The organism is Isoptericola luteus, from assembly GCF_020297055.1.
Classification (GTDB): Bacteria; Actinomycetota; Actinomycetes; order Actinomycetales; family Cellulomonadaceae; genus Isoptericola; species Isoptericola luteus.
The window spans coordinates 96,479-121,100 of record NZ_JAIXCQ010000012.1 but is presented as its reverse complement, the minus strand read 5'-3'; the positions used below and the strand labels follow the sequence as shown (position 1 = coordinate 121,100).

Below are 24,622 nucleotides of genomic sequence, written 5' to 3'. Positions count from 1 at the left end.
TCGGTGCCCGCCCGACGGTGACCTGCGCCGACGCTCAGTCGCGCGGGCGGCTCAGGCGGAGGGCGACGAGCACCCCGGCGCCGGCCAGCAGCACGACGCCGCCGGCGATGGCGAGCACCGCCGTGAGGTCGCCGCCCGAGGTCGTCGGGGCCGCCGGGGCCGCGGCGGTCCCGTCGTCGTCCTGCGGGCCGGTCTCGCACCCGAGCGCCGCCGGTGCCGCAGAGGGGTCCTCGGGAGCCGGAGCCCCGTCGGCGGGCGCGAACGTGAAGGTGTGCTCGCCACTGGTCGGGTGACCGTCCGCCGAGACGATGCGCCATGCCACCGTGTACGTGCCCGGCGCGTCGATCCGCACCGGCACGGTGACGGTCCGGTCCCGCGCCGTCGGGCACCCCGTGGTGTGCGGGGCGCCGTCGGCGTCCGTGACCTGGACGACCGTGCCGGTCCCGTCGCCCGTGAGGTCGAGGACGACGTCGTCGAACGTCACCGAGACCTCGGTGGGTGACTCGGTCACGGTCCGCCCCGCCGGGGGCGACGTGTCGACGACGACGTTGTGCGCCGCTGCCGGTGCCGCCGGCACGACCGACCCCGCGACGACGGCGAGCAGCGCGCCGAGCAGGCCCGCCGCGACGCGCGGGGCGAGGGACGAGGCCCGCTTCATCGAGGCCCGCTTCATCGAGGCCCGCCTCATCGGGGCGTGCGGGCGCGGGTGCGGGCGAGCGCGACCACCCCGGTGACCGCGCCGACGAGGCCGAGGCCGAGCCCCGCGGCACCGAGCCCGAGGGCGAGAGGGCCGGACCCGCCGGAGGCGCCGTCCCCGGCCGTCGCGTCCTCGGCCGCCGTGCCCTCGGCCGCCGTGCCCTCGGCCGCCGTGCCCTCGTCGCCGTGGGCACCGGAGCCGTGCGCGCCGCCGGAGCCGGTCGGGGCGGGCGTCACGACGAGCGTCGGCGCCGGGTGCTCGGGTTCGGCGCCGTCCTCGCCGGCGGGCTCGTCCCAGGCCACGACCTCGCCGTCGGAGTAGGTCTGCGTCGCAGGCAGCAGGATCGTGTCGACGTCGTGCGGGACGGCGCCCGCGGAGACGGTGAAGCGCCGGAACTCGCCCGGGTCGATGGCGGCGTCCTCGCTGTCGGCGGTCCACACGACGGTGACGGGGGCCTCGGTGATCTCGGTGCCGTGCACCTCGACCGGTGCGGGCAGCTCCGTCGTGGCGACCTGCGCGGACCATCCTGGCACGGGCTCGACCGAGACGCTGGTGAACGGCGTGTCGGCGGGCAGCGCGACCTCGACGGCGGTCGTGGAGGCGGTCGCGGACTCGTTGGGGACCTTGAACGTCAGGGTGACGTAGCCGCCGGCCTCGGCCTGGTCGGGGGTGACGGTCACGTGCGCCGACGCCGCACCCGCGCCGACGGCGACGAGGAGGAGGGCGGCGCCGCTCACGGTGCCGGTGCGCAGGGCGCGGCGGCGGGCCGTGCGGGTGGATGACGTGCGGTTGGATGACGTGCGGTTGGATGACGTGCTCGTGGCTGACGTGCGGGCAAGCTGCAGGAAGGAAGCGGGCATGACGGGTTCTCCCAGGTGTACGGGTGCGCGAGGTCGCGCGGTGCAGGGTCGCGAACGGCGCCCGCGCACCGGCGCGGCCCGGAGGCCGTCGTCGGTCAGGCGGGCGCGCAGGCCCCGGCCGGCGGCCCGCGGAGCGGCGCCGCGGACCGGTCCGTCCGGTCGTGGCGGGCGAAGGTCCGCCCGCGCACCGGTCCGAGCACCCGCGAGGCGGCGAACGCCGGCGCCCCCTGGACGAGGAGCGCCACCGCCCCCAGCCCGGCGACGACGCCCGCCGCGGCGCGGTCGCCCGCCACCAGCAGCAGGGCGGTCAGGACGACGGCCACGGCGTGCGCGGTGAGCATGAGGGCACCGGCCGCCGCGTCGCTCGCGTGGTGGGCGGTGCCGGGCGCGGTGGCGAGGGCGTCGGCGGCCCCGCCCAGGGATCCCGCGGTCAGGTCCAGATGCGCCGCGTGCACGGCGTCGGAGGCGCGCGGGCCCTCCGCGGCTCCCGTGCGGGCGGCGGCGGTCCCCAGGATCTCGAGGGTGCCGTGCTGCACCACCTGCAGCACCACCATCGCCGGCAGCACGCGGACCAGGGTGAGGCGCCGCCTGCCGGTCCACACGGCGACCGGCAGTGTCAGCGCCAGCACGACGACCCAGGCGAGGGCCGAGCGCGGCAGCGACCCGCCGGCGAGCAGGTGTGCGGCAGCCGCGATGCTGAGCGTCGTGCCGGCGACGAGCAGCTCGCGCGCACGACGAAGGACCACGGGCACGGCGCCACCCTATCCCCGCCCCCGACCGCCGCCGACTGCCGTGCCGCGAGACCGTCGCCACCTGTCACGACGCGTCCGCTACGGTGGCGTCGAACGACACGGGGTGCACCGCTCGCGGTGCTGAGATCACACCCGTCGAACCTGATCTAGCTCGTACTAGCGAAGGGATGTCGGCATGAGCATGCCCATGCTGCACGACCACACCCGCTCCCAGCACACCCGCTCTCAGCACTCCCAGCGGCAGACCGCTGCCGGCGACGGCGCGGACGCGCGACGGCCCGCGGCCGTCCCGCGGGTCCTCGCCGTCGCGGGCTCGGACCCGTCGGGGGGAGCCGGGATCCAGGCCGACCTGAAGTCGATCGCCGCGGCCCACGGCTACGGGATGACGGCGATCACGGCGCTGACGGCGCAGAACACCCTCGGGGTGCGCGAGGTGCACGTCCCCGGCGCGGAGTTCCTCTCGGCCCAGCTCGCCGCGGTGAGCGACGACGTGGCGATCGACGCGGTGAAGATCGGCATGCTCGCCTCCCGCGAGGTCGTCGAGGTCGTCGCCCGCTGGCTCGACGAGCTGCCTGCCGGCCCGGCGCGGCCGGCAGTGGTGCTCGACCCCGTCATGGTGGCGACCAGCGGCGACCGGCTGCTCGACGTCGAGGGGCAGGACGCCGTGCGCGCCCTGCTCCCGCGCGTCGACGTCGTCACCCCGAACCTGCCGGAGCTGGCGGTGCTGGTCGGCGAGCCCACGGCGGACCGCTGGGAGGACGCCGTCGCCCAGGCCGGGCGGCTCGCGTCGCGGTACCAGGTGCTCGTCGTGGTCAAGGGCGGGCACCTGCCGGGCCGTGAGGGCGCCGGCCGGGTGACCGACGCGCTGGTCGGTCCCGCGGGCGTGCTGGACGAGGTCGACGGCCCGTGGGTGACCACGACCGCCACGCACGGGACGGGGTGCTCGCTGTCGAGCGGCCTCGCCACGCGGTACGCCGGCACCGGCGACTGGGGGATCGCGCTGCGCCAGACGAAGGCCTGGCTCACCGAGGCGATCCGCGCCGGGGCCGGTCTCGGGGTGGGGCACGGGCACGGCCCGGTGGACCACCTCGTCCAGCTGCGCACCGGGGCCGTGGGGACGGCGTCCGGCCAGGTCCCCGCCCCGGGAGAGGTGGCGCGCGCCCTCGCGGGGCAGGCGGACGCGAGCGAGGGCGCGACCGACGGTGCGGCGCTGGTCGCGCGGTGGTGGGACGACGCCGCGGGCCACCGCGCGCAGATCGACGCCCTGCCGTTCGTCCGGGGGCTCGGCGACGGCACGCTGGCCGCTGCGCACTTCCGCTTCTACCTGGAGCAGGACGCCCTCTACCTGCGCGAGTACGCGCGGTCGCTGGCCCGGGCGAGCGAGCTCGCCCCGACGCGGGCCGAGCAGGCGTTCTGGGCGGGCGGGGCCCACGGGGCACTCGCCACCGAGCTCGACCTGCACACGACATGGCTGGGCGGCGAGCCGCACGGCGTCGAACCGAGCCCGACGACGGCGGCGTACCTCGACCACCTGCACGCGGCCGGGCGCGACTACGCGACGCTGGTCGCCGCCGTCCTGCCGTGCTACTGGATCTACCAGGACGCGGGGGAGCGGCTGGTGCGGCGCAGCCACGACGCCCATCCGTACCGGCAGTGGCTCGCCACCTACGGCGACCCGGCGTTCGCCCGGGCGACGCGCGAGGCGGTGGCCGTCCTGGAGCGCGTGGCCGGCGCCGCAGGGCCGGAGCAGCGGCACCGGATGTCCGGCGCGTTCGACCGGGCCTGCCGTCTCGAGGTCGCGTTCTTCGACCAGGCGCACGCCTGGGCCGCCGGGGAGCTCGCCGGGTAGGGGGCGGCGTCCCCCGGGGGTGCCGCGACGCCCCCGGGGCTGCCCGCCCGGTGACCCGAGGACATGATGTGGGTGGCCGGTGGGAGAATGCGTGCGATGCCTCACACCACCTCCAGACCGAGCGCGTCCTCGGCAGAAACGTCCGACAGCTCCGACGCAGGCGCCGCGGCGCGCGGCCCCCGCGGCTCCGCGCGCGGCGCGACGGAGAGCGCTCTCCGCCCGGAGGGCCCCGGCGCCCCACCGGCTGCCCCGCCGCCGCCTGTCGGCTCCGAACAGTCCACCTGGTCGTCGTTGCGCCGGCTGTACCCGTACGTGCGACCCGCACTGCCGCGTCTCGTGGCGGGCCTCTTCTCCGCGCTCGGCGCCGGCCTCGCGGCGCTCGCGATCCCGCGCGTGCTCCAGGCCCTCGTGGAGGGCCCGCTGGCACAGGGCGTCGAGTCGCGGGACCTCGGGGCGCTCGTGGTGCCCGTCCTGCTCGTGCTGGTCCTCGGCCTGGCCGAGGCCGGGTTCGTGCTGCTGCGCCGCAATCTGGTGATGTACCCGGGCACCCGGGTCGAGGCCCAGATGCGGATGGTGCTGTTCCGGCACCTGCAGGACCTCCCGGCCGCGTTCCACGACCGGTGGCCCGGCGGCCAGCTCCTGAGCCGGATCATGGGCGACCTGGGGCTGCTGCGCCGGTGGCTCGTCTTCGGCGTGCTGCAGCTCGTGGTGAGCATCGTGACGATCGTCGTCGGGGTGGCGATCCTGCTGACCACCGCCGGCTGGCTCGGCCTCGTCTACCTGGCGGGCGCCGTCCCGGTCGCCGTGATCGCGTTCCGGTTCTCGCGCCGTTACCGCGTCATCGCGCGGCTGTCGCAGGACCAGTCGGGCGACCTGGCCACCACGGTCGAGGAGTCCGTGCACGGCATCCGCGTGCTCAAGGCGTTCGGCCGCGGCCGCGACGCCCTGCACTCCTTCACGGGCCAGGCGGAGGAGCTGCGCCGCACCGAGATCCGCAAGGCCGGCAACCAGGCGACGGTGACGATGTCGCTGCAGATGATCCCGGAGATCACTCTCGCCGTGTGCCTGGTGCTCGGGTCCGTGCTGGCGGCCCAGGGCGAGATCACCCTGGGCAACCTCGTCGCGTTCTTCCTCACGGCCGCCGTGATCAACGGCCCGGTCGTCGACCTCGGCATGACGCTGTCGATGACCCTGAACGCCCGCACCGCCGTCGACCGGTTCTTCGAGGTCGTCGAGACGCCGAACGAGCTCACCGACCCCGACGACCCGGTCGAGGTCGGCCCGTCACAGGGGCACGTCGAGCTCCGCGACGTCACCTACGCCTTCTCCGACGCCGCCGAGCCCCAGCTCGCCGGCGTCGACCTGGAGCTGCCGGTGGGGACCACCACGGCGCTCGTGGGCCTGACGGGCTCCGGCAAGTCGACCCTGGCGATGCTCGTCCCCCGGATCGCCGACGTCACCGGCGGGCAGGTGCTGCTCGACGGCGTGGACGTGCGCCGCATGCGCCGCACCGACGTGCGTCGCGCCGTCGCCGTCGCGTTCGAGGACCCCACCCTCTTCTCCGCCTCCGTGCGCGACAACGTGCTGCTGGGGGTGCCCGAGCGAGGCCCCGGCGCGGTGCCCGAGGCGGAGCGCGAGCGCCGGCTCCACGAGGCGATCGAGGTGGCCCAGGCCGGGTTCGTCGCCGACCTGCCGGCAGGCGTCGACACCCGGATCGGGGAGGAAGGGCTCTCCCTTTCGGGCGGCCAGCGTCAGCGGCTCGCCCTCGCACGCGCCATCGCGGCGAGGCCGGCGGTGCTGGTGCTCGACGACCCGCTGTCGGCGCTCGACGTCGCCACCGAGGAGGCCGTGACCGGCCGGCTGCGCCAGGTGCTCGCGGGCACCACGACCCTGGTCATCGCGCACCGGCCCTCGACGGTCGCGCTGGCCGACCGGGTCGCGGTGCTGCAGGACGGCCGGATCACCGCCGTCGGCACCCACGCCGACCTGCTGGCCACCGACCCGCACTACCGGTACGTGATCTCGAACCTCGAGGAGGACTGGGTGCAGGCGGCCGGCGACGGCGACCTGGACGGCGAGCCGACAGGCTCGGACGACGACGAGACGACGGAGGACCACCGGTGAGCGCGCCGACCACCCCGCCCCAGCCCACCCGCCGTCCTACCGACGCGGCCGCGGACGACGCCACCCGCCTCGACCGCGCGGCCTCTCGCGCCGCGCGCGCCCGCTCGATGCACCTGCTCGGTGCGCTCCTGCGGCCCCGCAAGCGGTCCCTGGCGTGGGCGGGCGTGCTCGTTGTCGTCTCCACGCTGGGCCAGGTCGCCGGGCCGTGGCTCGTGTCCCTCGCGATCGACGACGCCGTGCCCGCCCTCATGGACGGCAGCGCGGCGACGCTCGCCGTCGTCGGGTCCCTGTACGTCGTGGCCGCCGTGCTCGGCGGGCTGTGCGCGGGCGCGTACGTGCGTGCGGCGGCGCGCATCGCCCAGGGCGTGCTGCTCGACCTGCGGCGGCGCGTGTTCCGGCACACCCAGCTGCTGAGCCTGGAGTTCCACGAGTCGTACACGTCGGGGCGCATCATCAGCCGGCAGACGTCCGACCTCGAGGCGTTGCGCGAGCTGCTCGACGGCGGCCTCACGGGCGTCGTGTCCTCGCTGATGCTCATGCTGTTCACCGGCGTCGTGCTGTTCCTGGTGGACCCGGTCTCCGGCGCCGTGCTCGCCGCGGCCCTGGTGCCCGCCTGGCTGCTCACGCGGTGGTTCCAGAAGTACTCGCAGACGTTCTACCGCGAGCAGCGCACCACGTCGGCGCGCCTCATCGTGAAGTTCGTCGAGACGATGACGGGCATGCGCGCCGTGCAGGCGTTCCGCCGGGAGGCCACCACCGAGGCGGAGTACGACCGGCTCGGCGAGGAGTACCGCGACGCGAACCTGCGGATCTTCAGCGTCAACGGTCGCTACCAGCCGGGCCTCGTGCTCATCGGCAACGTCGCGGTCGCGGCGGCGCTCGCGGTGGGCGGGTGGCGGGTGTACTCGGGCGCGCTGGACGTCGGCGTGCTCGTCGCGTCGCTTCTGTACGTCAAGCGGTTCTTCCAGCCGATCCAGCAGCTGGGCATGTTCTACAACGCCTTCCAGTCGGCCACGGCGGCCCTGGAGAAGGTGTCCGGGCTGCTCGCGGAGGAGCCGACGGTCGTGGAGCCGCGGCAGCCCACGCCGCTCCCGCGTGCGCGGGGTGCGCTGCGCCTCGCGGACGTGACGTTCCGGTACGGGAACGGCCCGGTGATCCTGCCCGACCTCGACCTGGCCATCCCGGCCGGTCAGACGGTCGCGCTGGTGGGGACCACCGGCGCCGGCAAGTCGACGCTGGCCAAGCTCGTCACCCGGTTCTACGACGCCACCGAGGGCACCGTGCAGCTCGACGGCGTCGACGTGCGCGACCTGTCGACCACGGACCTGCGCCGCGCGGTCGTCATGGTGACGCAGGAGGCCTACCTGTTCAGCGGCTCGGTGCGCGAGAACATCGCCCTCGGGCGGCCCGACGCGACGCAGGAGGAGATCGAGGACGCCGCGCGGGCCGTCGGCGCGCACGACTTCGTCATGGCGATGCCTGAGGGCTACGACACCGACGTGAACAAGCGCGGGGGGCGGGTCTCCTCGGGGCAGCGGCAGCTCCTGAGCTTCGCGCGCGCGTTCCTCGCCGACCCGGCGGTGCTCGTCCTGGACGAGGCCACCAGCTCGCTGGACATCCCGGGGGAGCGCCTGGTGCAGCACGGCCTGCAGACGCTGCTCGCCGACCGGACGGCGATCATCATCGCGCACCGGCTGTCCACGGTCGCGATCGCGGACCGGGTGCTCGTCATGTCACACGGACGGATAGTCGAGGACGGACCGCCCGCCGAGCTCGCCGGCGGCACCGGCCACTACGCCGCCCTGCACACGGCGTGGCGGGACTCGACCGTCTGAGCCCTGCTGCCCGCGCGCGCCCCCGCGTCCCCCCGGCGTCCCGCGGGTCATCCGGGCGGGTCCTCGTGCGTGCCGCCGGATCGGGTGTCGTGGGGGAGCGCGGCGCCCAGCCGGGGGAGGTCGACGGGGTCGACGAGGGCCTCCGGCTGCTCGCGCACCCACCAGGCGCCGTCGTGCCGGCGCTCGGCGGGCGTCGTGTACCGGTAGCGGTAGACCACGGCGCGCACCCACCGGGGCCGCTCGCCGTCGAAGGGATCGGTCCGCAGCAGGCGCAGGGTCGCCCGGTCCGCCTCGAGCAGCCGCAGCAGCAGGACGTCGAACCAGCGCCCGCCCGCCCCGAGCCCCAGGAACCACATCTGCCAGTCGAGCCGCAGGTGGTACGGCGCGACCTGGGGCGGGCGCCGGCGCACGTCGCCCGGCTTGCCCCGGAACTCGTACTCGCGCCAGTCGTCCGTGCCGGGGCGCGTCGCGAGCGTGCCCTCGAGCACGACCTCGTGCCGGCGGCGGGTCACGCTGCCGAACGCCCCGTAGGCGTTGACCAGGCGCCACGGCTCGAAGCTCGCGTTCATCCGCTGGTGCCGTGAGGCGAGGTTGAGCGCAGGGCGCACGGAGAGCACGGCCGTGAGGAGCGCGGCCGCCGACGCGACCACGACGAACGCCGGGGGCAGGACGACCGCGGCGGCCACCTCTGTGGCACCCGTGGCACCCCGGAGCGCCGCGGTGGTGGGCCCCAGGCCCACCACCGACCCGGCGGCGGCCCACACGCCGTCGGACACCATCGCGGCGCCCAGGACCACGGCCGCCCAGTTGAGCCACGCGAAGTTGCCGGTGACGATCAGCCACCCCTGGGTCAGCACCACGACGGCCCCGGCGACCGACGGCAGCGGCTGCGGCAGCCACAGCAGCCACGGCACGAGCAGCTGGCTGATGTGGTTGCCCACCACCTCGGTGCGGTGCCACCAGCGCGGCAGGTGGTGGGCGTGCCAGCTCAACGGGCCGGGCATCGGCTGGGTCTGGTGATGGTGGTCCATCGCCGTGAGGTCGCGCCAGGCCGGGTCGCCGCGCCACTTGATGAGTCCGGCGCCCAGCTCGAGCCGGAACAGCAGCCACCGCAGGGCGAGGACGCCCAGGAGGGGCACGGGCACGGCGTCCGCGCCCAGCCAGGCGACGAGGAACGCGGCCTCGCACAGCAGCATCTCCCAGCCGTACCCGTAGAAGCGCTGGCCGACGTTCACCAGCGACAGGTACGCGCACCACGCGGCGAGCAGCATGAGCGTCGTCACCCACCACGGGCCGCGCTGCGGGACGCCGGCCACGACCGCCGCCGCGAGGGCGGCGCCTGTGGTGGCGACGGCCACCAGGAGCCGGTCCGAGTACCGGAGGTGGAAGAGCGACGGCGCGGAACGGAACGGCACCCGTGCCGTGAAGCGGGGCACGGGCAGCAGTCCGTGCTCGCCGAGCAGCGGCCGGAACTGGGTGAGCGCCTGGAGGAACGCCAGGCACAGCAGCACGGCGACGCCCCGCTGGGCCACCTCGCGCGAGACGTCGTAGTCCGACGTGGCCCACCAGGCGTCGAGCCACGCCGCCAGCTCGGGGGGCGGTGCGAGTGGCATGCTCCCGACGCTAGGGCCGGGGCGACCTGCTCGACATCGCACCTGCGGCAGTACCCGACGTCATGCCCGACGTCATCCCCGCCGTCATGCCCGTCCCTGGCGACTCCAGCTCAGCGCCGGCGGCCACGAGACGCCCCACGAGCTCGCGAGCGGGCCCGGTGGGAGCGCCCACGGTGAGGGCGAGGACGCGCCGGGTGGCGCCGGGGAGCGGGTCGACGACGACGCCCGGGTTGCGGTGCGCGCGCAGCGCGAGCTCCGGCAGCAGGCTGACCCCCGCCCCTGAGGCGACGAGCGCCTGGACCGCGACGTAGTCGTCCGTCTCGAAGGCGATGCGCGGGGCGTAGCCGAGCGCGGCGCACCGGGTCACCAGGTCGGCGCGGCAGCGCTCGCAGCCGGCGATCCAGTCGGCGTGCTCGAGGTCACCGAGCCCGGGCGTCGCCGTTCCGGCGACGGCACCTGGGCCGCCCGGCCGCACCAGGGTCACGGGCTCCTCGTAGACCTCCGTGACCTCGAACCGGGACAGGTCCGTCGTCGTGCGCCCTTGCCGGACGTCGGAGTGCTCGAAGACGAGCGCCACGTCGACCTCGGCGGCGGTGAGGGCGGCGACCGCCTCCGGTGGCTCTGCCTCGAGCAGGCCCACGCCGAGGCCGGGGTGGTCGGCGCGGAGGCGTGCGACCGCGTCGGGCACCAGGGTGGCCAGCGCCGACGGGAAGGAGGCGAGCCGGGCACGGCCCGCCTGGAGACCGGCGAGGGCGTCCAGCTCGCGGCGGGCACCCTCGACGCGGCCGAGGATCTCCTCGGCGCGGTCCGCCAGCAGGCGGCCGGCCTCGGTGAGCCGGACGCCGCGCCCGGCACGCCGGAGCAGCGGGATCCCCGTCTCGGCCTCGAGCCGCGCAAGGTGGTGGCTCACGGACGGCTGGGCGTAGTGCAGCTCGCGCGCCGCGCCCGTCACCGATCCCGTGCGGGCGACGGCGACGAGCACGCGCAGGCGGGCAAGGTCCAGGGGAACCGACGGCGTCGGGCGGGCAGGCATCGCCCCAGGATACGAGCGACGCATAGGAACCGTCGATGAGTTCGGCGACGAACTGGCATTGGACCTATGTGTCGCCCCGTCCCACCCTGGAGGGATGAGCCTCGCGACCCCTGTGCACGCCCCGGGCGCCGTCCCGGCCCCGCCGACCGTCCACGACGTCCTGCTCGCCGCACACCGGCTCGAGGGTCTCGTGGTGCACACGCCCGCCGTCGTCCATCCCGAGCTCGACCGCGCGGCGGCCGACGCCGGGGCGCAGGGAGCAAGGCTCGTCGTGAAGCACGAGAACCTGCAGCACACGGGGGCGTTCAAGGTGCGCGGCGCCCTGAACCTGCTGCTCGGCTTCGACGCCACGGCGCGGGAGCGAGGGATCGTCGCGTACTCGACGGGCAACCACGCCCAGGCGCTCGCCCACGCCGCCCGGCACACCGGGACGCGCTGCACCATCGTCATGCCGACGGCTCCGAACCCCGTCAAGGAGCGGGCCGTGCGGCGCCTCGGCGCCGAGGTCGTGCTGCACGGACGCACGTTCGACGACGCGCGCGCCCGCGCCACCGACCTCGCTGACAACACCGGAGCGCGGCTGGTGGGAGCGGCCAACGAGCCCGCGCTGGTGGCCGGCGTCGCGACGGCCACGCTCGAGCTGCTGGGCGACGTGCCGGACCTGGACGTGCTCGTCGTGCCCGTCGGAGGCGGGTCCGGCGCGGCGGCCGCCTGCCTGGTGGCCGCCGCGCTCGCTCCGGGGCTCGAGGTCGTCGCGGTGCAGGCCGCCGCGTCCCCGGCCGCGCACGACTCGTGGCGTGCGGGGGAGCTGCGCACGGCGGCCAACACCACGCGCGCCGAGGGCCTCGCCGTGGGGAGCGGGTTCGCCCTGACGCAGCAGGTGCTGCGGGACGGGCTCGCCGACTTCCTCCTCGTGGACGACGACCAGATCGCCGCGGCCCAGCGCGCCTACCTCACCGGGGCGCGCACCGTGGCGGAAGGGGCGGGCGCGGCCGCGCTGGCCGCGGTCCTCGCCCACCCGGCCCGGTTCCTGGGCCGTCGCGTGGGCGTCATGTGCTCGGGCGGGAACGCCGGCGAGATCGAGCTGCGGCGCGCCCTCGGCGCCTGATCCGGCCGTCTGACCTGCGGGCGGGCACCGCGGCACGGGACTACCCTGCGACCATGGCCCGCTTCTTCGACATCCATCCGGTGGACCCGCAGCCGCGACTCGTGGCGCAGGTGGTCGCCATGCTCCGGGACGGCGCGCTCATCGCGTACCCCACGGACTCCGGCTACGCGCTCGGGTGCCAGATGGGCCAGCACGACGGCACCGAGCGCATCCGGCAGATCCGTCACCTCTCACCGGGGCACCACTTCACGCTCGTCTGCGCGGACTTCGCCCAGCTCGGCCAGCTCGTCATCCTCGACAACAGCGCGTTCCGGGCGATCAAGTCGTCGACCCCGGGACCGTACACGTTCGTGCTGCCCGCGACCTCCGAGGTGCCCCGTCGGCTCGCCCACCCCAAGAAGCGGACCGTCGGGGTGCGGATCCCGGACTCCCGGTTCGTGCAGGCGCTGCTGCGCGAGCTCTCCGAGCCGCTGCTGTCGTCCACGCTCATCCTGCCGGGGGCGGAGCAGCCGCTCACCGACGGGTGGCAGGTCAAGGAGGAGCTCGACCACGTGGTCGACGCCGTCGTGGAGGCGGGCGAGGTCGTCGCCGAGCCGACGACCGTCGTGGACTATTCGGACGGCTACCCGCAGGTCGTGCGGGCCGGGGCCGGGGACCCCTCGCGCTTCGAGTGAGACCTCGCGGCCCGGGCGGACGGTGCCGGTTAGGGTGCTGGTCATGAGCGACCGCGGACTCGACCTGGCACGCGACAAGATGACGGCGGCGGGGGTGGCCCCCGCCGCGATCGACACCTTCACCCGCTTCTACCGGCTGCTGGAGTCGGGGGCCAGCGGCCTGGTCCGGGAGGCCGACGTCGAGCCCCTGCGGGACCTGCCGCGGCACGCCGACCTCGCCGTGGACCCCGCCGACGCGCAGGCGGCGCTGGCACGGACCGCCGTCATCAAGCTCAACGGCGGCCTGGGCACGTCGATGGGCATGGACCGGGCGAAGTCGCTGCTCACCGTGCGCGACGACGACCCCGCCGGCGCCGGCGAGGCCCTGACGTTCCTCGACGTCATCGTCGGCCAGGTGCGCGCGGCGCGGCAGAGCACCGGCGCCCGCCTGCCGCTCGTGCTGATGAACTCGTTCCGCACGCGCGAGGACACGCTCGCCGCGCTCGCGCCGTACGACGACCTGGTGGTGGACGGACTGCCGGTCGACTTCCTGCAGAACCGCGAGCCCAAGCTGCGCGCCGACACGCTCGAGCCTGTCGAGTGGCCGGCGGACCCGACGCTGGAGTGGTGCCCGCCCGGGCACGGCGACCTGTACCCGGCGCTGCACGCGTCGGGCGTCGTGAGAGCGCTGCTGGACGCCGGGTTCCGGTACGCCAGCGTCTCCAACTCCGACAACCTGGGGGCGGCGCCCGACGGCGAGATCGCGGCCTGGTTCGCGGCCTCCGGCGCCCCGTACGCCGCCGAGATGTGCCGCAAGACGCCGGCGGACGTCAAGGGCGGGCAGCTCGTGGTGCGCAGGTCCGACGGGCGCATCGTGCAGCGCGAGACCGCGCAGACCCACCCGGACGACCAGGACGCGTCGCTCGACCCCTCGCTGCACCCGTACTTCCACACGAACAACCTCTGGTTCGACCTCGAGGCGCTGGCGGCCGAGCTCGACCGGACCGGTGGCGTGCTCGAGCTCCCGCTCATCCGCAACGCCAAGACGGTCGACCCGACGGACCCGTCATCGCCCGAGGTCGTGCAGATCGAGTCCGCCATGGGGGCGGCTGTCGCCGTGTTCGAGGGCGCGACGGCGATCGAGGTGTCCCGTGCCCGGTTCCTGCCGGTGAAGACCACGAGCGACCTGCTGCTCATGCGCTCCGACGTCTACGAGCTCACTGCCGACTACCGGCTCGTCGCGCAGGTGGACGCGCCGCTGGTCACGCTCTCCGGCGTCTACAAGACGATCGACGCGTTCGACGAGCGGTTCGCCGCCGGGGCCCCCTCGCTGCGTGGCGCGGCGTCGCTCACGGTGGCGGGGGACTGGTCGTTCGGCGCCGACGTGCGGGTCGAGGGCGCCGGGGCGCTGGCCGACGCGGGCGAGCCGGCGACCGTGCCCGACGGTGCCGTCGTGGGGCCTGGCGGGCTCGCCACCCCCTGACCGCCGCCGTCCGCTCACACGGGAGGGACGGGGAGGTCGACGACGCGGGTCGCGCCGACGACCGGGGTGAGGGCGCCCGCGCTGGCCTCGGCGAGGTCGGCGCCCAGCGAGCCGATCTCGCCGGGCGGGACGAGCAGGGTGAGGCGGGCGTCCGCGCCGTAGGCGGTGGCCTCGAGCACGGCGTCGTGCGTGGCGGCCCAGGAGCGCAGGTGGTGGTCGATGCGGCCGGCGTCGGCGTGCGGGACGGCGACGGTCACCTCGTGCAGGGCGGCCCGCCGGCGGAGGAGCCCTCGGGTGGCGGCCTCGTCGAGCACGCCGCTCACCGCCCCGGAGTACGCGCGGACGAGCCCTCCGGCGCCGAGCAGGACGCCGCCGAAGTAGCGGCTGACGACCGCCACGACGTCGGTGACGCGGCGGTGGCGCAGCACCTCGAGCATGGGGATGCCGGCGGTCCCGGACGGCTCGCCGTCGTCGGAGGATCGCTGGGCGTCGGCGTGCGTGCCCACCACGAGTGCGACGCAGTGGTGGCGGGCGTCCCAGAGCTCCTTGCGCACGCGCGCCACGACGGACTCCGCCTCCTCGACGCTCCCCGCGGGGGAGAGGTGGGCGATGAACCGGGACCTCTTGATCACGAGCTCGTGGTCGAGGGGCGCCGCGACGGTGCCGGGCAGCTCGGGAACGTCGCGTCCAGGGGCAGGAGAGGGGTCGGGCACCGGCCGAGCCTACGACGATACGGGACACGCCGTCCGTGGTGGCGAATAAAAAGTGTGCCAAGCGCGAGGATGGACCCATGGCCACCGACCCTGACCCCACCGCCCCCACCGGCGGCGACGCGGCGCCTGCTGCAGCAGAGGCCGGCCCCGCGGCCCGCTACCCGCGCCCGCCGGTCACCCTCGACGAGGCGGAGTGGGTGTGGCGGGAGCTGTCCGTGGAGGCCCTGCGCCCGGACGGGAAGCCGGAGGTGGTGCGGCTCGCCGTGATCGCCGGCCTGACACGCGCGACGGGCGCTCGGTACGGAGATCTCCTGCGCGTGCGGGCGGAGGACCTCGACCTGGGCCCCGACTCCGAGGCGGGCGCGCGACGTGCCCGCGCGGAGGGTCGTGACCCGGGGGAGGGGAGAGCCCTGGTGCGGCACGGCAAGCACCGCGTGCTGCGCGAGCACCGGCTGCCGCCGGAGGTGGTGCTCCTGCTGCGCCACTGGATGGTGGTGCGGCTCGAGCTGGCCGCGGAGCTGGAGGGCTCCGTGCCGCGGGCCCTGCTGCTGACGGTGCACCACACGCACGACAACGGCACGACGGTCTCGAGCGGCCTGCCCATCACCCGGCAGGGGCTGGTGCTGTCCTGGCGCAGGTTCGTGCACCGGACGAACGCGCGGTACGGGGCGGTGCGCGCGCCGTTGCCGACCAGGTTCGAGCAGGTGCGCCGCGCCTGGGTGGAGGCGGGCACGCACGACCCGGGCCGAGCGGTGGCGCCGTCAGCCGTCTGACGGGCAGGCACCAGGCACACCCGCTTCTCGTAGAAAATAGTGTGCCAAGCGTCAGAACACCCCGGTGACCTCCGAAAGCACCTGACCCATCCCGCCCTGACGGGCGGGAGACCCGCGGGCGATCGGAGCACGAGGAAACGCCCGAGGGCCGCTGCCCGGTAGGACGGCGGCCCTCGGGGGCGGCGCAGCGGGGCGCCGACGGTCAGGCGGTCGTGATCCCGAGCAGCGGCGCGGTCGCGGTGTGGGACGGCAGCTCGACGAACCCGTACCTGTCGTAGAACGCCCGGGCGCCGGTGTTGGTGGGATCCATGCCCAGGTGGACGCCGGGGACGCCCTGGTCGGCCAGCGCTGCCCGCAGGGTGTCCATGAGCGTGCGGCCGAGGCCCTGGCCCTGCGCCTGGGGCAGCAGGTCGATGTGCAGGTGGGCGGGGTAGGCGTCGAGCTCGGCGGCGCTGATCCCCGTCACCATGCGCGTGGCGTCGGACCCGCAACGCAGGAGCGACTCCTCCGTGAAGCCGGGTTCGGCACCGGTCGGCGAGATACCAGGAGCAGGGTGCCGGGCGTCGAAGCCCGGCCCCCAGGACTCCTGCCACCAGTCGACGAAGGCGCGCGTGTCGGCCACACCGAGGACGTAGCCGACCAGGACGCCGTCCTCGACGTGCAGCACCTCGTCGGCCGGGTCGCGGCGAGCGGTCTCCGTCTCGTCGAGAGGGTGCACGACGACGAACGCCAGGTCGGGCGCGTACTCGACGTACGGCAGGGCGAAGACCTCGGGCATGAGCCGGTCGTCGGAGTAGACGCCACGGGCGTCGGTGCCGCCGGCGGCGGTACGGACGCAGACCTCGGCGACGGCGGCGCGGTCGGAAGGACGGTAGGTGCGGATCACGGGGCCATCATGCCGGAGGGGCACAGCACGCCGGAACGTGCTGTGCCCCTCCTGCGTCTTCCGTCGGGTGCGACCGGTCGCGTGCGGGTCAGCCGGCGTCCTTCGCCTCCGCGCTGCGGGCCTTGCGCGCGGCGCCGACCTCGGTCCGCGCCCCGGCGGTCGACAGGTCGCCGCCGGCGCTCTCGAGGTGCGCGCGCACGAACCAGTGGAACAGCTCGAGCTCGTGCAGGTGCCCGATGAGCATGTCGTTGGTGACGTCGTCGAGCTCCTCGGTGTCCTTCGCGGCCTTGCGGTGCGCGGTGATGACGCCCTCGTACACCTCGTCGAGCGCGCCCAGGTGCTCGATCGCGGTGGCGCGCCCGAGGCTGTAGTCCTCCCACGCGCGCGCCTTCACGAGCGCGCCCGGGGTCCCGACCGGCTCTCCGCCGAGCGTCGCGATGCGCTCGGCGAGCGCGTCGGTCATCGCCCGGACCGCGTCGACCTGGGGGTCGATCATCTCGTGGACGGCGATGAAGTGCGGTCCCACGACGTTCCAGTGCACGTGCTTGAGGGTCAGGTGCAGGTCCGTCAGGGAGTTGAGGCGCTCCTGGAGGATCGTCGCGAGCTTGTCGCCGGCCTCGCGGGTGAGCGAGGGCACCGTGTAGCGGGGAAGTTTCTTGCGGTCTGCCATGAGGTTCTCCGTCCTCGGTGCGGTGGTGTCGTCACCGGCCATCGTGCCGCCGGGCGATGATCCACGCGAACGCAGCCAGCGCCACGAACCCGAGGACGACCAGTGCGGCGACGGGCCGCCCCGCGACGACCCAGGCCGCGAGCGCCACGGGGAAGGTGGCGAGCACGACGACGGCGTCGCGTGCCGCGGCCCGGCCCAGGGCCGCCACCTCGACGCGGGCCAGCGGGCCGAGCCAGGAGGCCCACCAGCCGAGCCGTACGGCGACATACCCCAGCGGAGCAAGCCACAGCACGGCCGCGTCGAACGGTGTCGTGCCGGTCCCGAGCAGGATGACGGCGGACGCGACCACCGCGACATGGGCCGGTCCTGGTCCCGGTCGCGCGGCGGCCCACGCCGCCAGCAGGAGCGCGGCACCGACGGCGATCGTCGGCAGGAGCCCCGTGCGGCCCGCCGCCAGGAGCACCAGCGCCCCGACGGCCACGCAGGCGGCCAGCCGGAACACCCAGCCCGGGACCCAGGGGCCCACCGTCACCTCGACGAGCGGCAGCGGGCGACGGTCGAGCCGTAGGCGGTGCAGCCGTCTCCGGACGGCGCCGGCGACGGAGGTCATCGGGCCGCCGCCGTCATGCCACCGTGCCGCTGCGCGGCGCGCACCAGCGTCTCGAGGCGCACCGGCGCCTCGTCGCGCGCCGTCCCGGCCCAGCGCACCACCGGGACCCCCTCGGCGCCCATGTGCCGCAGCCGGTCCTCGCGCTCGAGCCGTGTGACCCGCCAGGCCAGGCGCATGTGCTCCTCCGCCACCGCGCGCACGTCGGGCAGCGTGTCCACCACGACGACCGGGTGGCCGCCGGCACGCCAGGCACGGACGAGACCGAGCGACTCGTCGTCGAGGGCGGTGGTGAAGAGGTAGACGATCGCGTCCGCCGGCACCTGTGGCGGGCGCAGCCGCCGAGCGGGGGTGCCGATCGCACGGCTGAGCGCGAGGCCGTGCAGGACGCGCCGCAGCTGGCGGCGCCCGGCCGCCGCCGGCACCGGTCGCCGCGAGCGCCCCAGGTCTTCCAGCCCCACCCGGTCGCCCCCCGCCACGAGGGCCGCGGCGACGGAGGCCGCGGCGTTGCGGGCGAGGTCCAGGGACGTCGGCTCGTCGACCCGCTGGGTGCCCGAGCCCCGCCAGGTGCGCAGGTCGGGCCCGACGTCGTCGCGGGAGTCCAGGACGAGGACGGCGGTCGCCTCGGCGGTGGCGTAGGTGCGCCGCACGTACAGCGTCTCGAGCTCGGGGGAGCGGCGGGCGGTCGTGCGCCAGTCCACGCGCCGGAGCCGGTCGCCGGGGGTGAACGGGTGGATGTCGCGCAGCTCGTCACCGTCGCCGAGCCTGCGGGCGGTGTGCGGGCCCGTGAGCCCGCGCAGCCGCGACGGCAGCGGCACCTGGCCGAGCCGTAGCGGTGCCGGGAGGACGACGCGGTCGGGGGCGGTCGCGGTGACGGGTGCGTGGGGCACGGTGGTGCCGCCCGCGCCGGCGCCGAGGGCGTGGATGCGGAACGTGCGCTGGGGCCCGGTCCGCACGGTGCGCAGGCATACCTCGAGCGTGCGCGGCTCCCCGGCGACGACGGCGACGACCGGGCGGTGTCCGGGGCCGGTGACCCGCACCTGGACCAGCTCGGTGCCGGGCGGCGGGTCGAGGTGCACGACGCCGGCGAGCCGTCCGGGCTCGCGCGGTCGGTCGTCCGACTCGGCGCTGACGTGCACGGTGCCCTCGGGCGGCCTGGCGCGCCAGGCTCCGGGCATGCCGGCCCATCCCGCGGACAGCAGGAGCGGGACGGCCATGATCGCGACGTCGGCACGTCCCACGAGCAGCCCGAGGCCCAGGACGAGCACGCCGGCTGCGATGCCCGCGGCCGTGTGGCTGCTCCGGTCCCAGACGGCCGCGGCGTCGTGGGTCGTCATCCGGCGGTCCCCGCGACGGTGGCGGGGCCGGGCACGGCGGCGAGCAGCTCGAGCACCAGGTCCTCGGCCCGTACCGCGCCGGCCCAGGCGGTCGGGGTGAGGGTGAGGCGGTGAGCCAGCACGGGGACCGCGACGCGCTTGACGTCCTCCGGGAGCACGAAGTCCCGGCCGGAGAGCACGGCCACCGCGCGCGCCATGAGGAGCAGGTTCTGCGAGCCGCGGGGGCTGGCGCCGACCTCCAGCGCGGAGTGCCGCCGGGTGGCGGCGGCCAGGTCGACGCAGTACCCGGCGACGTCGGGGTCGCACTCGGTCGCTTCGACGCCCGCCTGCATCGCGCGCACCGTGGGGACGTCGACGACGGGGTCCACCACGGCGGCCTCCTGACGACGCACGACCCGTCGCAGCAGCACCTGCCGCTCGTCGTCCCGGGCGGGGTAGCCGACGGCGAGGCGGACCATGAAGCGGTCGAGCTGGGCCTCCGGCAGCGGGTAGGTGCCCTCGTACTCGACGGGGTTGGACGTGGCCATGACGTGGAACGGGACCGGCAGCGGGTGGCTCACGCCGTCGACGGAGACCTGCCGCTCCGCCATCGCCTCGAGCAGCGCGGACTGCGTCTTGGGTGGCGTCCGGTTGATCTCGTCCGCGAGGAACAGGCCGGTGAACACGGGCCCGGGGCGGAACACCAGCTCGCGGCTCGCGGGGTCGAACACGGTGGAGCCGGTGATGTCACCGGGCAGCAGGTCGGGCGTGCACTGCAGGCGGGCGAAGTCCAGCCCGAGCGCCCCGGCCAGGGATCGGGCGGCGAGCGTCTTGCCGAGACCGGGCACGTCCTCGAAGAGCACGTGCCCGCCGGCCAGCACGGCGGCCAGCGCGAGCTCGAGCGTGTCGCGCATCCCGACGACGGCGGTCCCCACGGCGTCCAGCACCCGCGAGCCCAGGTCGGCGACCTCGGCGACGGGCAGCGGCGGGACGGGGGCGTGCGCGGTGGTGTCGGTCGTCATGCGTGGCGCCTTTCGTGGGCGGGCGGGGTGGCGTCTGGAGGGGTCGGCACGAGCAGGTCGATCGCGTCGATCCAACGGTGCACCTCGGCGCGGCCGGCGGGCTGCCTGGAGGTCAGGCCGTCGACGACGTCGGATCCCAGGAGGCGTGCTGCCGCGTCGTGGTGGCCAGGGTCGTCGAGGTCGACGCCCCGTTCGGCGAGGCGGGCGGCGGCCAGCGCCCGTAGGCGCTCCCGCATGCGGTTCCCCACGGCACCGTCGCGTGTGAAGGTGGCCCAGCCGAGCTCGCTGACGTCGTTGCGGGCGCCGTCGCGGCGGTCCTCGGGGACGGGCGGGAACGCCGGGTCGGTGCCCTCGTCGAGGGTGCGCCACACGGCGGTGACGGTCGCCACGACGACGACGAGCAGGGCCGCGTGCAGGGGGTCGAGCACGCCGAGGGCGGCGAGCGCGATCCCGGCCACGAGCGCCGTCGCGGCGGTCAGGAGGACGCTGCGGCGCCGGCTCACGGAGCGTCCCTCAGGCCGGGGCGGTCGCCGGAGCCCGTGTCGTCGACGCCAGGGGTCGCGTCCGAGGTCGCGGCGTGGGAGCCGTCGGCGAGGACACGGGCGATGCGCCGCAGGGCGCCGCGAGCGCCGTCCACCTGGCCGGCGTCGACGGGGCGGTCGGTGAAGCGGGCCTCGGAGTAGAGGCGTCGCAGGGTGCTCACCGCGTCGGGGGGTGCGGGCGTGGCGGCGAGCAGCTCGCCGGTGAACTCGGTGGGGGTCTGCGCGGGGGCGCGCCGGTGCCCGTGCTCGGCGGCCGCGTCCTCGAGGGCGACCCATGCGGCGACGACGGCGTCGTGGGGGGTGGCCGCCGCGTCCACGCGGGCGAGGGCGAGCTGCACGGCGTCCTGCAGCTCGGGCACGGCGAGGGCGGGCGCGACGGCGCCGGGTGTGACGGCGTCCGGGATGTCGTCGTCGTCCTCGGGGGTGTCGCGCAGCTCCGCGAGCGCCCGCCGGGCCAGGAGGTACAGGAGGGTGAGGATCAGGAGCGCGCCGAGCAGGGCGAGCACGACGACGATGACGGTGAGCGCCTCGGAGTCCTGCGGCTCCTGCCGGGGGCCGAGCTCCGGGACGGCGGAGAGCCGCACCGGGTCGGGGAGCTCTTGGGGCAGGACGAGGGCGGGGAGCGCCACGCGCCACGGGGTGGCGGCCGCGGCACCGATGACGACCAGCGCGAGCAGGACGTACCCGAGCAGGGGCGCGGGGTCGCGTCCGGTGCGGGGCCGCGGGGTCCGCTCTGGCATGGGGGAACGCTACCGGCTGCCCGGTGCGGCGACGAGGGCCTCGGCGTGCAGGCCGGCGACGGCGGCCGCGACGAACGCGGCCGGGTCGGCGTCGAGCCCGCGGCCCATGGTGGACAGGCGGGCGGGGCTGGCGCGCAGGGCGTCGAGCAGGCCGGTGCCGGCGGGGACGTCGAGGAGGCGGTGCCCGGCGGGGACGTCGGCCAGGGCGGCGGACTGGGCGTGCACGCGGGCGGTGAGGTCGGCCCCCCACCCGGGCAGGGCCTCGACCGGGGGCGTGGGGGCGGGCACGGGGACGTCGGCGGCCGCGAGCGCCACCCGGCCGTAGGCGGTGAGGCTGTGGTGGGAGACGCCGAGGTGCCGCTCGCGGGCGTCGGCGCCGGACACGCGCAGGGAGGCGACGGCGCGCCCCCGCAGGACCGCGGCGGCGTTGACGGCCTCCCCGGCGGCGACGCCGGAGAACCCCCACCGGGTGCCGGTGCCGAGGTTGCCGGGCCCCTGGGCGACGACGACGAGGTCGGCGTGGGCGACGTGCCGGGCGGCGAGGAGCCCGGTGTGCACGGTGACGGCCTCGAGGTCGCCTCCGAACGCCTGCCCGACGGTGACGGTGGCGGCGAGCCAGCCTGCCTCGCGCAGGGTGGCGATGGTGCGGGAGAAGGCGGCGGGCAGGGCGCCGCCGTCGGTCATGACGTAGGCGACGCGCGGTGTGGGCCGGCCGGCGCGCTCGGCCCCGTGGCGGGCGCCGGCGACGACGGCGGGCAGCGCGGAGTGGAGGTCGGCGACCACGACGGGCAGGCCGCCGAGGTCGTCGGCGTCGCGCAGGGTGGCGTGGTGCTCGGACTCCTGCTCGTCGACGCCGAGGACCATGGCCTGCAGGGGGGTGTAGCGGGCCTTGACGAGGTGCCCGGGCCCGGGGGCGGGGTCCGGGGGCGGGGCGGAGTCGCCGGCGGGGCCGACGACGAGCGCATAGCCGCCGGTGCCGAGCCCGCGGGCGAGGGCGGACACGTTGAGCAGCAGGCGGTCGCCGACGCCGGGGTCGCCGACGAGCGCGGTGTACGCGAGCCCGCGGACGTCGGTGCGGCCGGTGGCGCCGTCGTCGCCGCCGGGCAGGGGGACGTCGAGGCGCAGGGTGAGCTCGCGGGCGCCGGCCCAGCTCGCGCGGCGGTCGGTGACCGTCCCGGTGCGCCACGTCACGTGGCTCTGGTCGGCGTGTGGTCGGTTCGGCCCTGTCGTCACCCGCCCGAGGCTACCGGCGACTAGCGTGGACCCGATGCCCGCGAACCCGGATCCCGCCGCCGCGCGAGGGACCCCTCCTGCCGAACGCCTGCTGAACCTCGTCATCGCCCTGGTGAACACCAGCGCCGCGATGACGAAGCAACAGGTGCGCTCGGGCGTGAACGGGTACGGCGACGCGCCGTCCACGGAGGCGTTCGAGCGGATGTTCGAGCGGGACAAGGACACGTTGCGTGCGCTGGGGATCCCGATCGTCACGGTCGACGCGGGCGGGCACAGCGACGACGTGGGGTACCGGATCGACAACGACGCGTACGCCCTGGGCCCGGTCGACCTCACCCCGGCGGAGCTGGGGGTGGTGGCCCTGGCGGCGCAGCTGTGGTCGGACAAGACGCTGCGCACCGACATGTCGCGGGCGATGACGAAGCTGCGCGCGGCGGGTGCGGGCGAGGCGGCGGGGGACGCGGTCGCGGGCCTGGCACCACGGGTGCGGGCCGCGGGGGACGCGTACGTGCCGCTGCTGGAGGCGGTCTCCGAGCGTCGCGACGTGTCGTTCCGGTACCGGGCGGCGAGCACCGGCGAGGTGCTCACGCGGCACGTGGAGCCGTGGCGGATCGCGGCGCGGGGCAGCGGCTGGTACCTCGTCGGGTTCGACCGGGGGCGTGGCGCACCGCGGGTGTTCCGGCTCTCGCGGATCGTGGGGCGGGTCAAGGTGGGCACCCGCCCGGACGCCTTCGACGTGCCGGCCCGGGTCGACGTCGACGCGATGCTGGGCGAGCGGGTGGGGGTGCGCCGGGTGGCGACGCTCGCCGTCGTGCCCGAGCGGGCGCAGGCGCTGCGGGCGCGCGCGACGGCTCCCGAGCCGGCCGCTGGGCGCGGGGCCGAACCGGTGCCGGCCCCGCGGCCCGACGGCCGCGAGGAGGTCCGGGTGCAGTTCCGCAGCCTGTCGTCGTTCGCCGACGAGGTCGCGGCCTACGGGCCGGCGGTCGTCGTCGAGGAGCCGGCCGACCTGCGCGGCGAGGTGGTGCGCCGGCTCGTGGCGGCGGCGGGGATCGACCGCGCGCAGGCCGCGCACGGGACCGCGGGCACACCGACGCAGGCGGGCACACCGACCAGGGAGGGTTCCGATGGCTGAGCGGGCGGATGACCGGCTGGTACGGCTGCTCGGGCTGGTGGCGTTCCTCGACGGCGCGGGCCCGGTGCGCGTCGAGGAGCTCGCCGAGCGGTTCGGCGTCACGCCCCGCCAGGTGCGCGAGGACGTGGACGCCCTGTGGGTGTCCGGCACCCCGGGGTACATGCCGGACGACCTCATCGACTTCGACGCGTTCTCCCTGGACGGAGGGCTGGTGTCGATCACCCAGACCCGCGGCATGACCCGGCCGCTGCGCCTCGGCACCCGGGAGGCGGTCGCGCTCGTGGCCGCCTTGCGGGCGATGCACGCGTCGCCGGCCGTGCAGGCCGACCGGCGCCGCGCGGGGGTCGTGGCGTCCGCGCTGGACAAGCTCTCCGCCGCCACGGGCGAGGCCGCGAGCGCCGTCGACGTCGAGCTGGCGGGCGAGGGGGACCCGCAGGTCGTCGCGGCCGTCACCGAGGCGCTGTCCGCGGGCCGGCGGCTGCACCTGCGGTACGTCAACGCGGCGGACGTCACGAGCGAGCGCGACGTCGACCCTGCGCGCCTGGTCACCCAGGACGGTGCGATGTACCTGGTGGCGTGGTGCCTGCGCGCGGGAGGGCGGCGCACGTTCCGCCTGGACCGGGTCCTGGCGGCGCGGGTCCTGGACGACGCGGCGGCGGACCATGGGCTCGCGGCCGAGGGCGCCGACGAGGACGTGTGGGCGTCCGTCGCCGACGCGCGCGCCCCCTCGGCGACGCTCGTGCTGGCGTCCGCCGCCCGCTGGGTGGCCGAGGAGGTGCCGGCGGAGTCGGTGCGGGACCTGCCGGACGGTTCGGTCGAGGTGCGGCTGCGGGTGACGAACCCCGCGTGGCTGCGCCGGCTGCTGCTGGCCAACGCCCCCGACGTGGTGTCGGTCTCGCCCCCGCAGGTCGCCGAGGAGGTGGCCGCCCTGGCACGGGACGCGCTCGCCGCCTACGGCCGGACGGCGAACCCCTAGGCTGG

Annotated in this window: 23 protein-coding genes and 1 riboswitch; of the genes, 9 read left to right on the top strand and 14 right to left on the bottom strand. The window is 76.0% G+C overall.

What is annotated here, in order from left to right; all coding sequences use genetic code 11:
* Nucleotides 1-34: 34 nt before the first annotated feature.
* The 3 genes from LEP48_RS15645 to LEP48_RS15635 all read right to left on the bottom strand — a co-directional run bounded on the left by LEP48_RS15645 (nucleotide 35) and on the right by LEP48_RS15635 (nucleotide 2,309).
* Nucleotides 35-658 (bottom strand): copper resistance CopC family protein, encoded by a 624-nt coding sequence (locus LEP48_RS15645; RefSeq protein ID WP_225566505.1) that lies wholly within the window; start codon nucleotides 656-658, stop codon nucleotides 35-37.
* Nucleotides 659-684: 26 nt separating this feature from the next.
* The gene (locus LEP48_RS15640; RefSeq protein WP_225566504.1) at nucleotides 685-1,557 is read right to left on the bottom strand and encodes a YcnI family copper-binding membrane protein; all 873 of its coding nucleotides are present in this window, start codon (nucleotides 1,555-1,557) and stop codon (nucleotides 685-687) included.
* Nucleotides 1,558-1,652: 95 nt separating this feature from the next.
* Nucleotides 1,653-2,309 (bottom strand): hypothetical protein, encoded by a 657-nt coding sequence (locus LEP48_RS15635; RefSeq protein WP_225566503.1) that lies wholly within the window; start codon nucleotides 2,307-2,309, stop codon nucleotides 1,653-1,655.
* 89 nt (nucleotides 2,310-2,398) lie between these two features.
* Nucleotides 2,399-2,494, top strand: a riboswitch (TPP riboswitch).
* Here LEP48_RS15635 and LEP48_RS15630 point away from each other — a divergent pair.
* The 3 genes from LEP48_RS15630 to LEP48_RS15620 all read left to right on the top strand — a co-directional run bounded on the left by LEP48_RS15630 (nucleotide 2,485) and on the right by LEP48_RS15620 (nucleotide 8,117).
* The gene (locus LEP48_RS15630) at nucleotides 2,485-4,158 is read left to right on the top strand and encodes a bifunctional hydroxymethylpyrimidine kinase/phosphomethylpyrimidine kinase (RefSeq protein ID WP_225566502.1); all 1,674 of its coding nucleotides are present in this window, start codon (nucleotides 2,485-2,487) and stop codon (nucleotides 4,156-4,158) included. Its footprint overlaps the riboswitch before it by 10 nt.
* A 312-nt stretch (nucleotides 4,159-4,470) precedes the next feature.
* A complete protein-coding gene (locus tag LEP48_RS15625) occupies nucleotides 4,471-6,282 on the top strand; it encodes an ABC transporter ATP-binding protein (protein ID WP_225566501.1) in 1,812 nt (603 codons plus the stop codon).
* Nucleotides 6,279-8,117, top strand: coding sequence for an ABC transporter ATP-binding protein (locus tag LEP48_RS15620; protein WP_225566500.1), 1,839 nt, complete (start codon nucleotides 6,279-6,281; stop codon nucleotides 8,115-8,117). The genes LEP48_RS15625 and LEP48_RS15620 overlap by 4 nt, the downstream gene beginning before the upstream one ends.
* Nucleotides 8,118-8,164: 47 nt before the next feature.
* On the opposite strand, the gene LEP48_RS15615 is transcribed toward LEP48_RS15620, so the two are convergent.
* Together LEP48_RS15615 and LEP48_RS15610 are read right to left on the bottom strand one after the other, a co-directional pair.
* Nucleotides 8,165-9,730, bottom strand: a complete 1,566-nt coding sequence (locus LEP48_RS15615; protein WP_225566499.1) for a lipase maturation factor family protein — start codon at nucleotides 9,728-9,730, stop codon at nucleotides 8,165-8,167.
* A gap of 10 nt (nucleotides 9,731-9,740) precedes the next feature.
* Nucleotides 9,741-10,763 carry a LysR family transcriptional regulator gene (locus tag LEP48_RS15610; RefSeq protein ID WP_225566498.1) on the bottom strand — a complete coding sequence of 341 codons (1,023 nt, stop codon included), beginning with the start codon at nucleotides 10,761-10,763 and terminating at the stop codon, nucleotides 9,741-9,743.
* Nucleotides 10,764-10,857: 94 nt separating this feature from the next.
* On the opposite strand from LEP48_RS15610, the gene LEP48_RS15605 reads away from it, so the two are divergent.
* The 3 genes from LEP48_RS15605 to LEP48_RS15595 are packed head-to-tail and all read left to right on the top strand — an operon-like array spanning nucleotide 10,858 to nucleotide 14,007.
* Nucleotides 10,858-11,871, top strand: a complete 1,014-nt coding sequence (locus tag LEP48_RS15605) for a threonine ammonia-lyase (RefSeq protein ID WP_225566497.1) — start codon at nucleotides 10,858-10,860, stop codon at nucleotides 11,869-11,871.
* Nucleotides 11,872-11,924: 53 nt separating this feature from the next.
* Nucleotides 11,925-12,545: an L-threonylcarbamoyladenylate synthase gene (locus LEP48_RS15600; RefSeq protein ID WP_225566496.1), complete on the top strand. Its 621-nt coding sequence runs from the start codon at nucleotides 11,925-11,927 to the stop codon at nucleotides 12,543-12,545.
* 43 nt (nucleotides 12,546-12,588) lie between these two features.
* On the top strand, nucleotides 12,589-14,007 hold the full coding sequence (locus LEP48_RS15595; protein WP_225566495.1) for a UTP--glucose-1-phosphate uridylyltransferase: 1,419 nt from the start codon (nucleotides 12,589-12,591) through the stop codon (nucleotides 14,005-14,007).
* A 14-nt stretch (nucleotides 14,008-14,021) separates the two neighbouring features.
* On the opposite strand, the gene LEP48_RS15590 is transcribed toward LEP48_RS15595, so the two are convergent.
* A complete protein-coding gene (locus LEP48_RS15590) occupies nucleotides 14,022-14,720 on the bottom strand; it encodes an IMPACT family protein (RefSeq protein WP_225566494.1) in 699 nt (232 codons plus the stop codon).
* 77 nt (nucleotides 14,721-14,797) lie between these two features.
* On the opposite strand from LEP48_RS15590, the gene LEP48_RS15585 reads away from it, so the two are divergent.
* Nucleotides 14,798-15,493: a site-specific integrase gene (locus LEP48_RS15585; RefSeq protein WP_225566493.1), complete on the top strand. Its 696-nt coding sequence runs from the start codon at nucleotides 14,798-14,800 to the stop codon at nucleotides 15,491-15,493.
* Between the two features lie 202 nt (nucleotides 15,494-15,695).
* Here LEP48_RS15585 and LEP48_RS15580 read toward each other — a convergent pair whose 3' ends face one another.
* From LEP48_RS15580 to LEP48_RS15545, 8 genes are all read right to left on the bottom strand, one after another.
* A complete protein-coding gene (locus LEP48_RS15580; RefSeq protein WP_225566492.1) occupies nucleotides 15,696-16,379 on the bottom strand; it encodes a GNAT family N-acetyltransferase in 684 nt (227 codons plus the stop codon).
* Between the two features lie 88 nt (nucleotides 16,380-16,467).
* Complete coding sequence (locus tag LEP48_RS15575) at nucleotides 16,468-17,049, bottom strand: Dps family protein (RefSeq protein ID WP_225566491.1); 582 nt, start codon at nucleotides 17,047-17,049, stop codon at nucleotides 16,468-16,470.
* A gap of 31 nt (nucleotides 17,050-17,080) precedes the next feature.
* Nucleotides 17,081-17,659: a hypothetical protein gene (locus tag LEP48_RS15570; RefSeq protein WP_225566490.1), complete on the bottom strand. Its 579-nt coding sequence runs from the start codon at nucleotides 17,657-17,659 to the stop codon at nucleotides 17,081-17,083.
* Nucleotides 17,656-18,993, bottom strand: a complete 1,338-nt coding sequence (locus tag LEP48_RS15565; protein ID WP_225566489.1) for a DUF58 domain-containing protein — start codon at nucleotides 18,991-18,993, stop codon at nucleotides 17,656-17,658. The genes LEP48_RS15570 and LEP48_RS15565 overlap by 4 nt, the downstream gene beginning before the upstream one ends.
* Nucleotides 18,990-19,994, bottom strand: a complete 1,005-nt coding sequence (locus LEP48_RS15560) for an AAA family ATPase (RefSeq protein ID WP_225566488.1) — start codon at nucleotides 19,992-19,994, stop codon at nucleotides 18,990-18,992. The genes LEP48_RS15565 and LEP48_RS15560 overlap by 4 nt, the downstream gene beginning before the upstream one ends.
* Entirely contained in the window at nucleotides 19,991-20,497 is a 507-nt protein-coding gene (locus tag LEP48_RS15555) for a hypothetical protein (RefSeq protein ID WP_225566487.1), read from the bottom strand. Before LEP48_RS15555 ends, LEP48_RS15560 begins: the two co-directional genes overlap by 4 nt.
* A complete protein-coding gene (locus tag LEP48_RS15550) occupies nucleotides 20,494-21,276 on the bottom strand; it encodes a DUF4129 domain-containing protein (protein WP_225566486.1) in 783 nt (260 codons plus the stop codon). Before LEP48_RS15550 ends, LEP48_RS15555 begins: the two co-directional genes overlap by 4 nt.
* 9 nt (nucleotides 21,277-21,285) lie before the next feature.
* The gene (locus LEP48_RS15545) at nucleotides 21,286-22,467 is read right to left on the bottom strand and encodes a DUF3866 family protein (protein WP_225566485.1); all 1,182 of its coding nucleotides are present in this window, start codon (nucleotides 22,465-22,467) and stop codon (nucleotides 21,286-21,288) included.
* A gap of 76 nt (nucleotides 22,468-22,543) precedes the next feature.
* Between LEP48_RS15545 and LEP48_RS15540 the strand changes: the two genes are divergently transcribed.
* Together LEP48_RS15540 and LEP48_RS15535 are read left to right on the top strand one after the other, a co-directional pair.
* A complete protein-coding gene (locus LEP48_RS15540) occupies nucleotides 22,544-23,641 on the top strand; it encodes a helix-turn-helix transcriptional regulator (RefSeq protein ID WP_225566484.1) in 1,098 nt (365 codons plus the stop codon).
* On the top strand, nucleotides 23,634-24,617 hold the full coding sequence (locus LEP48_RS15535; RefSeq protein ID WP_225566483.1) for a helix-turn-helix transcriptional regulator: 984 nt from the start codon (nucleotides 23,634-23,636) through the stop codon (nucleotides 24,615-24,617). Before LEP48_RS15540 ends, LEP48_RS15535 begins: the two co-directional genes overlap by 8 nt.
* Nucleotides 24,618-24,622: the final 5 nt, after the last annotated feature.

What these genes read in the sequence shown, in the direction of transcription:
- LEP48_RS15575 (WP_225566491.1), bottom strand. Translation starts at nt 17,049, where the DNA reads ATGGCAGACCGCAAGAAACTTCCCCGCTACACGGTGCCCTCGCTCACC.
- LEP48_RS15535 (WP_225566483.1), top strand. Translation starts at nt 23,634, where the DNA reads ATGGCTGAGCGGGCGGATGACCGGCTGGTACGGCTGCTCGGGCTGGTG.
- LEP48_RS15585 (WP_225566493.1), top strand. Translation starts at nt 14,798, where the DNA reads ATGGCCACCGACCCTGACCCCACCGCCCCCACCGGCGGCGACGCGGCG.
- LEP48_RS15630 (WP_225566502.1), top strand. Translation starts at nt 2,485, where the DNA reads ATGAGCATGCCCATGCTGCACGACCACACCCGCTCCCAGCACACCCGC.
- LEP48_RS15610 (WP_225566498.1), bottom strand. Translation starts at nt 10,763, where the DNA reads ATGCCTGCCCGCCCGACGCCGTCGGTTCCCCTGGACCTTGCCCGCCTG.
- LEP48_RS15570 (WP_225566490.1), bottom strand. Translation starts at nt 17,659, where the DNA reads ATGACCTCCGTCGCCGGCGCCGTCCGGAGACGGCTGCACCGCCTACGG.
- LEP48_RS15560 (WP_225566488.1), bottom strand. Translation starts at nt 19,994, where the DNA reads ATGACGACCGACACCACCGCGCACGCCCCCGTCCCGCCGCTGCCCGTC.
- LEP48_RS15605 (WP_225566497.1), top strand. Translation starts at nt 10,858, where the DNA reads ATGAGCCTCGCGACCCCTGTGCACGCCCCGGGCGCCGTCCCGGCCCCG.
- LEP48_RS15550 (WP_225566486.1), bottom strand. Translation starts at nt 21,276, where the DNA reads ATGCCAGAGCGGACCCCGCGGCCCCGCACCGGACGCGACCCCGCGCCC.
- LEP48_RS15540 (WP_225566484.1), top strand. Translation starts at nt 22,544, where the DNA reads ATGCCCGCGAACCCGGATCCCGCCGCCGCGCGAGGGACCCCTCCTGCC.
- LEP48_RS15600 (WP_225566496.1), top strand. Translation starts at nt 11,925, where the DNA reads ATGGCCCGCTTCTTCGACATCCATCCGGTGGACCCGCAGCCGCGACTC.
- LEP48_RS15640 (WP_225566504.1), bottom strand. Translation starts at nt 1,557, where the DNA reads ATGCCCGCTTCCTTCCTGCAGCTTGCCCGCACGTCAGCCACGAGCACG.
- LEP48_RS15615 (WP_225566499.1), bottom strand. Translation starts at nt 9,730, where the DNA reads ATGCCACTCGCACCGCCCCCCGAGCTGGCGGCGTGGCTCGACGCCTGG.
- LEP48_RS15565 (WP_225566489.1), bottom strand. Translation starts at nt 18,993, where the DNA reads ATGACGACCCACGACGCCGCGGCCGTCTGGGACCGGAGCAGCCACACG.
- LEP48_RS15595 (WP_225566495.1), top strand. Translation starts at nt 12,589, where the DNA reads ATGAGCGACCGCGGACTCGACCTGGCACGCGACAAGATGACGGCGGCG.
- LEP48_RS15645 (WP_225566505.1), bottom strand. Translation starts at nt 658, where the DNA reads ATGAAGCGGGCCTCGTCCCTCGCCCCGCGCGTCGCGGCGGGCCTGCTC.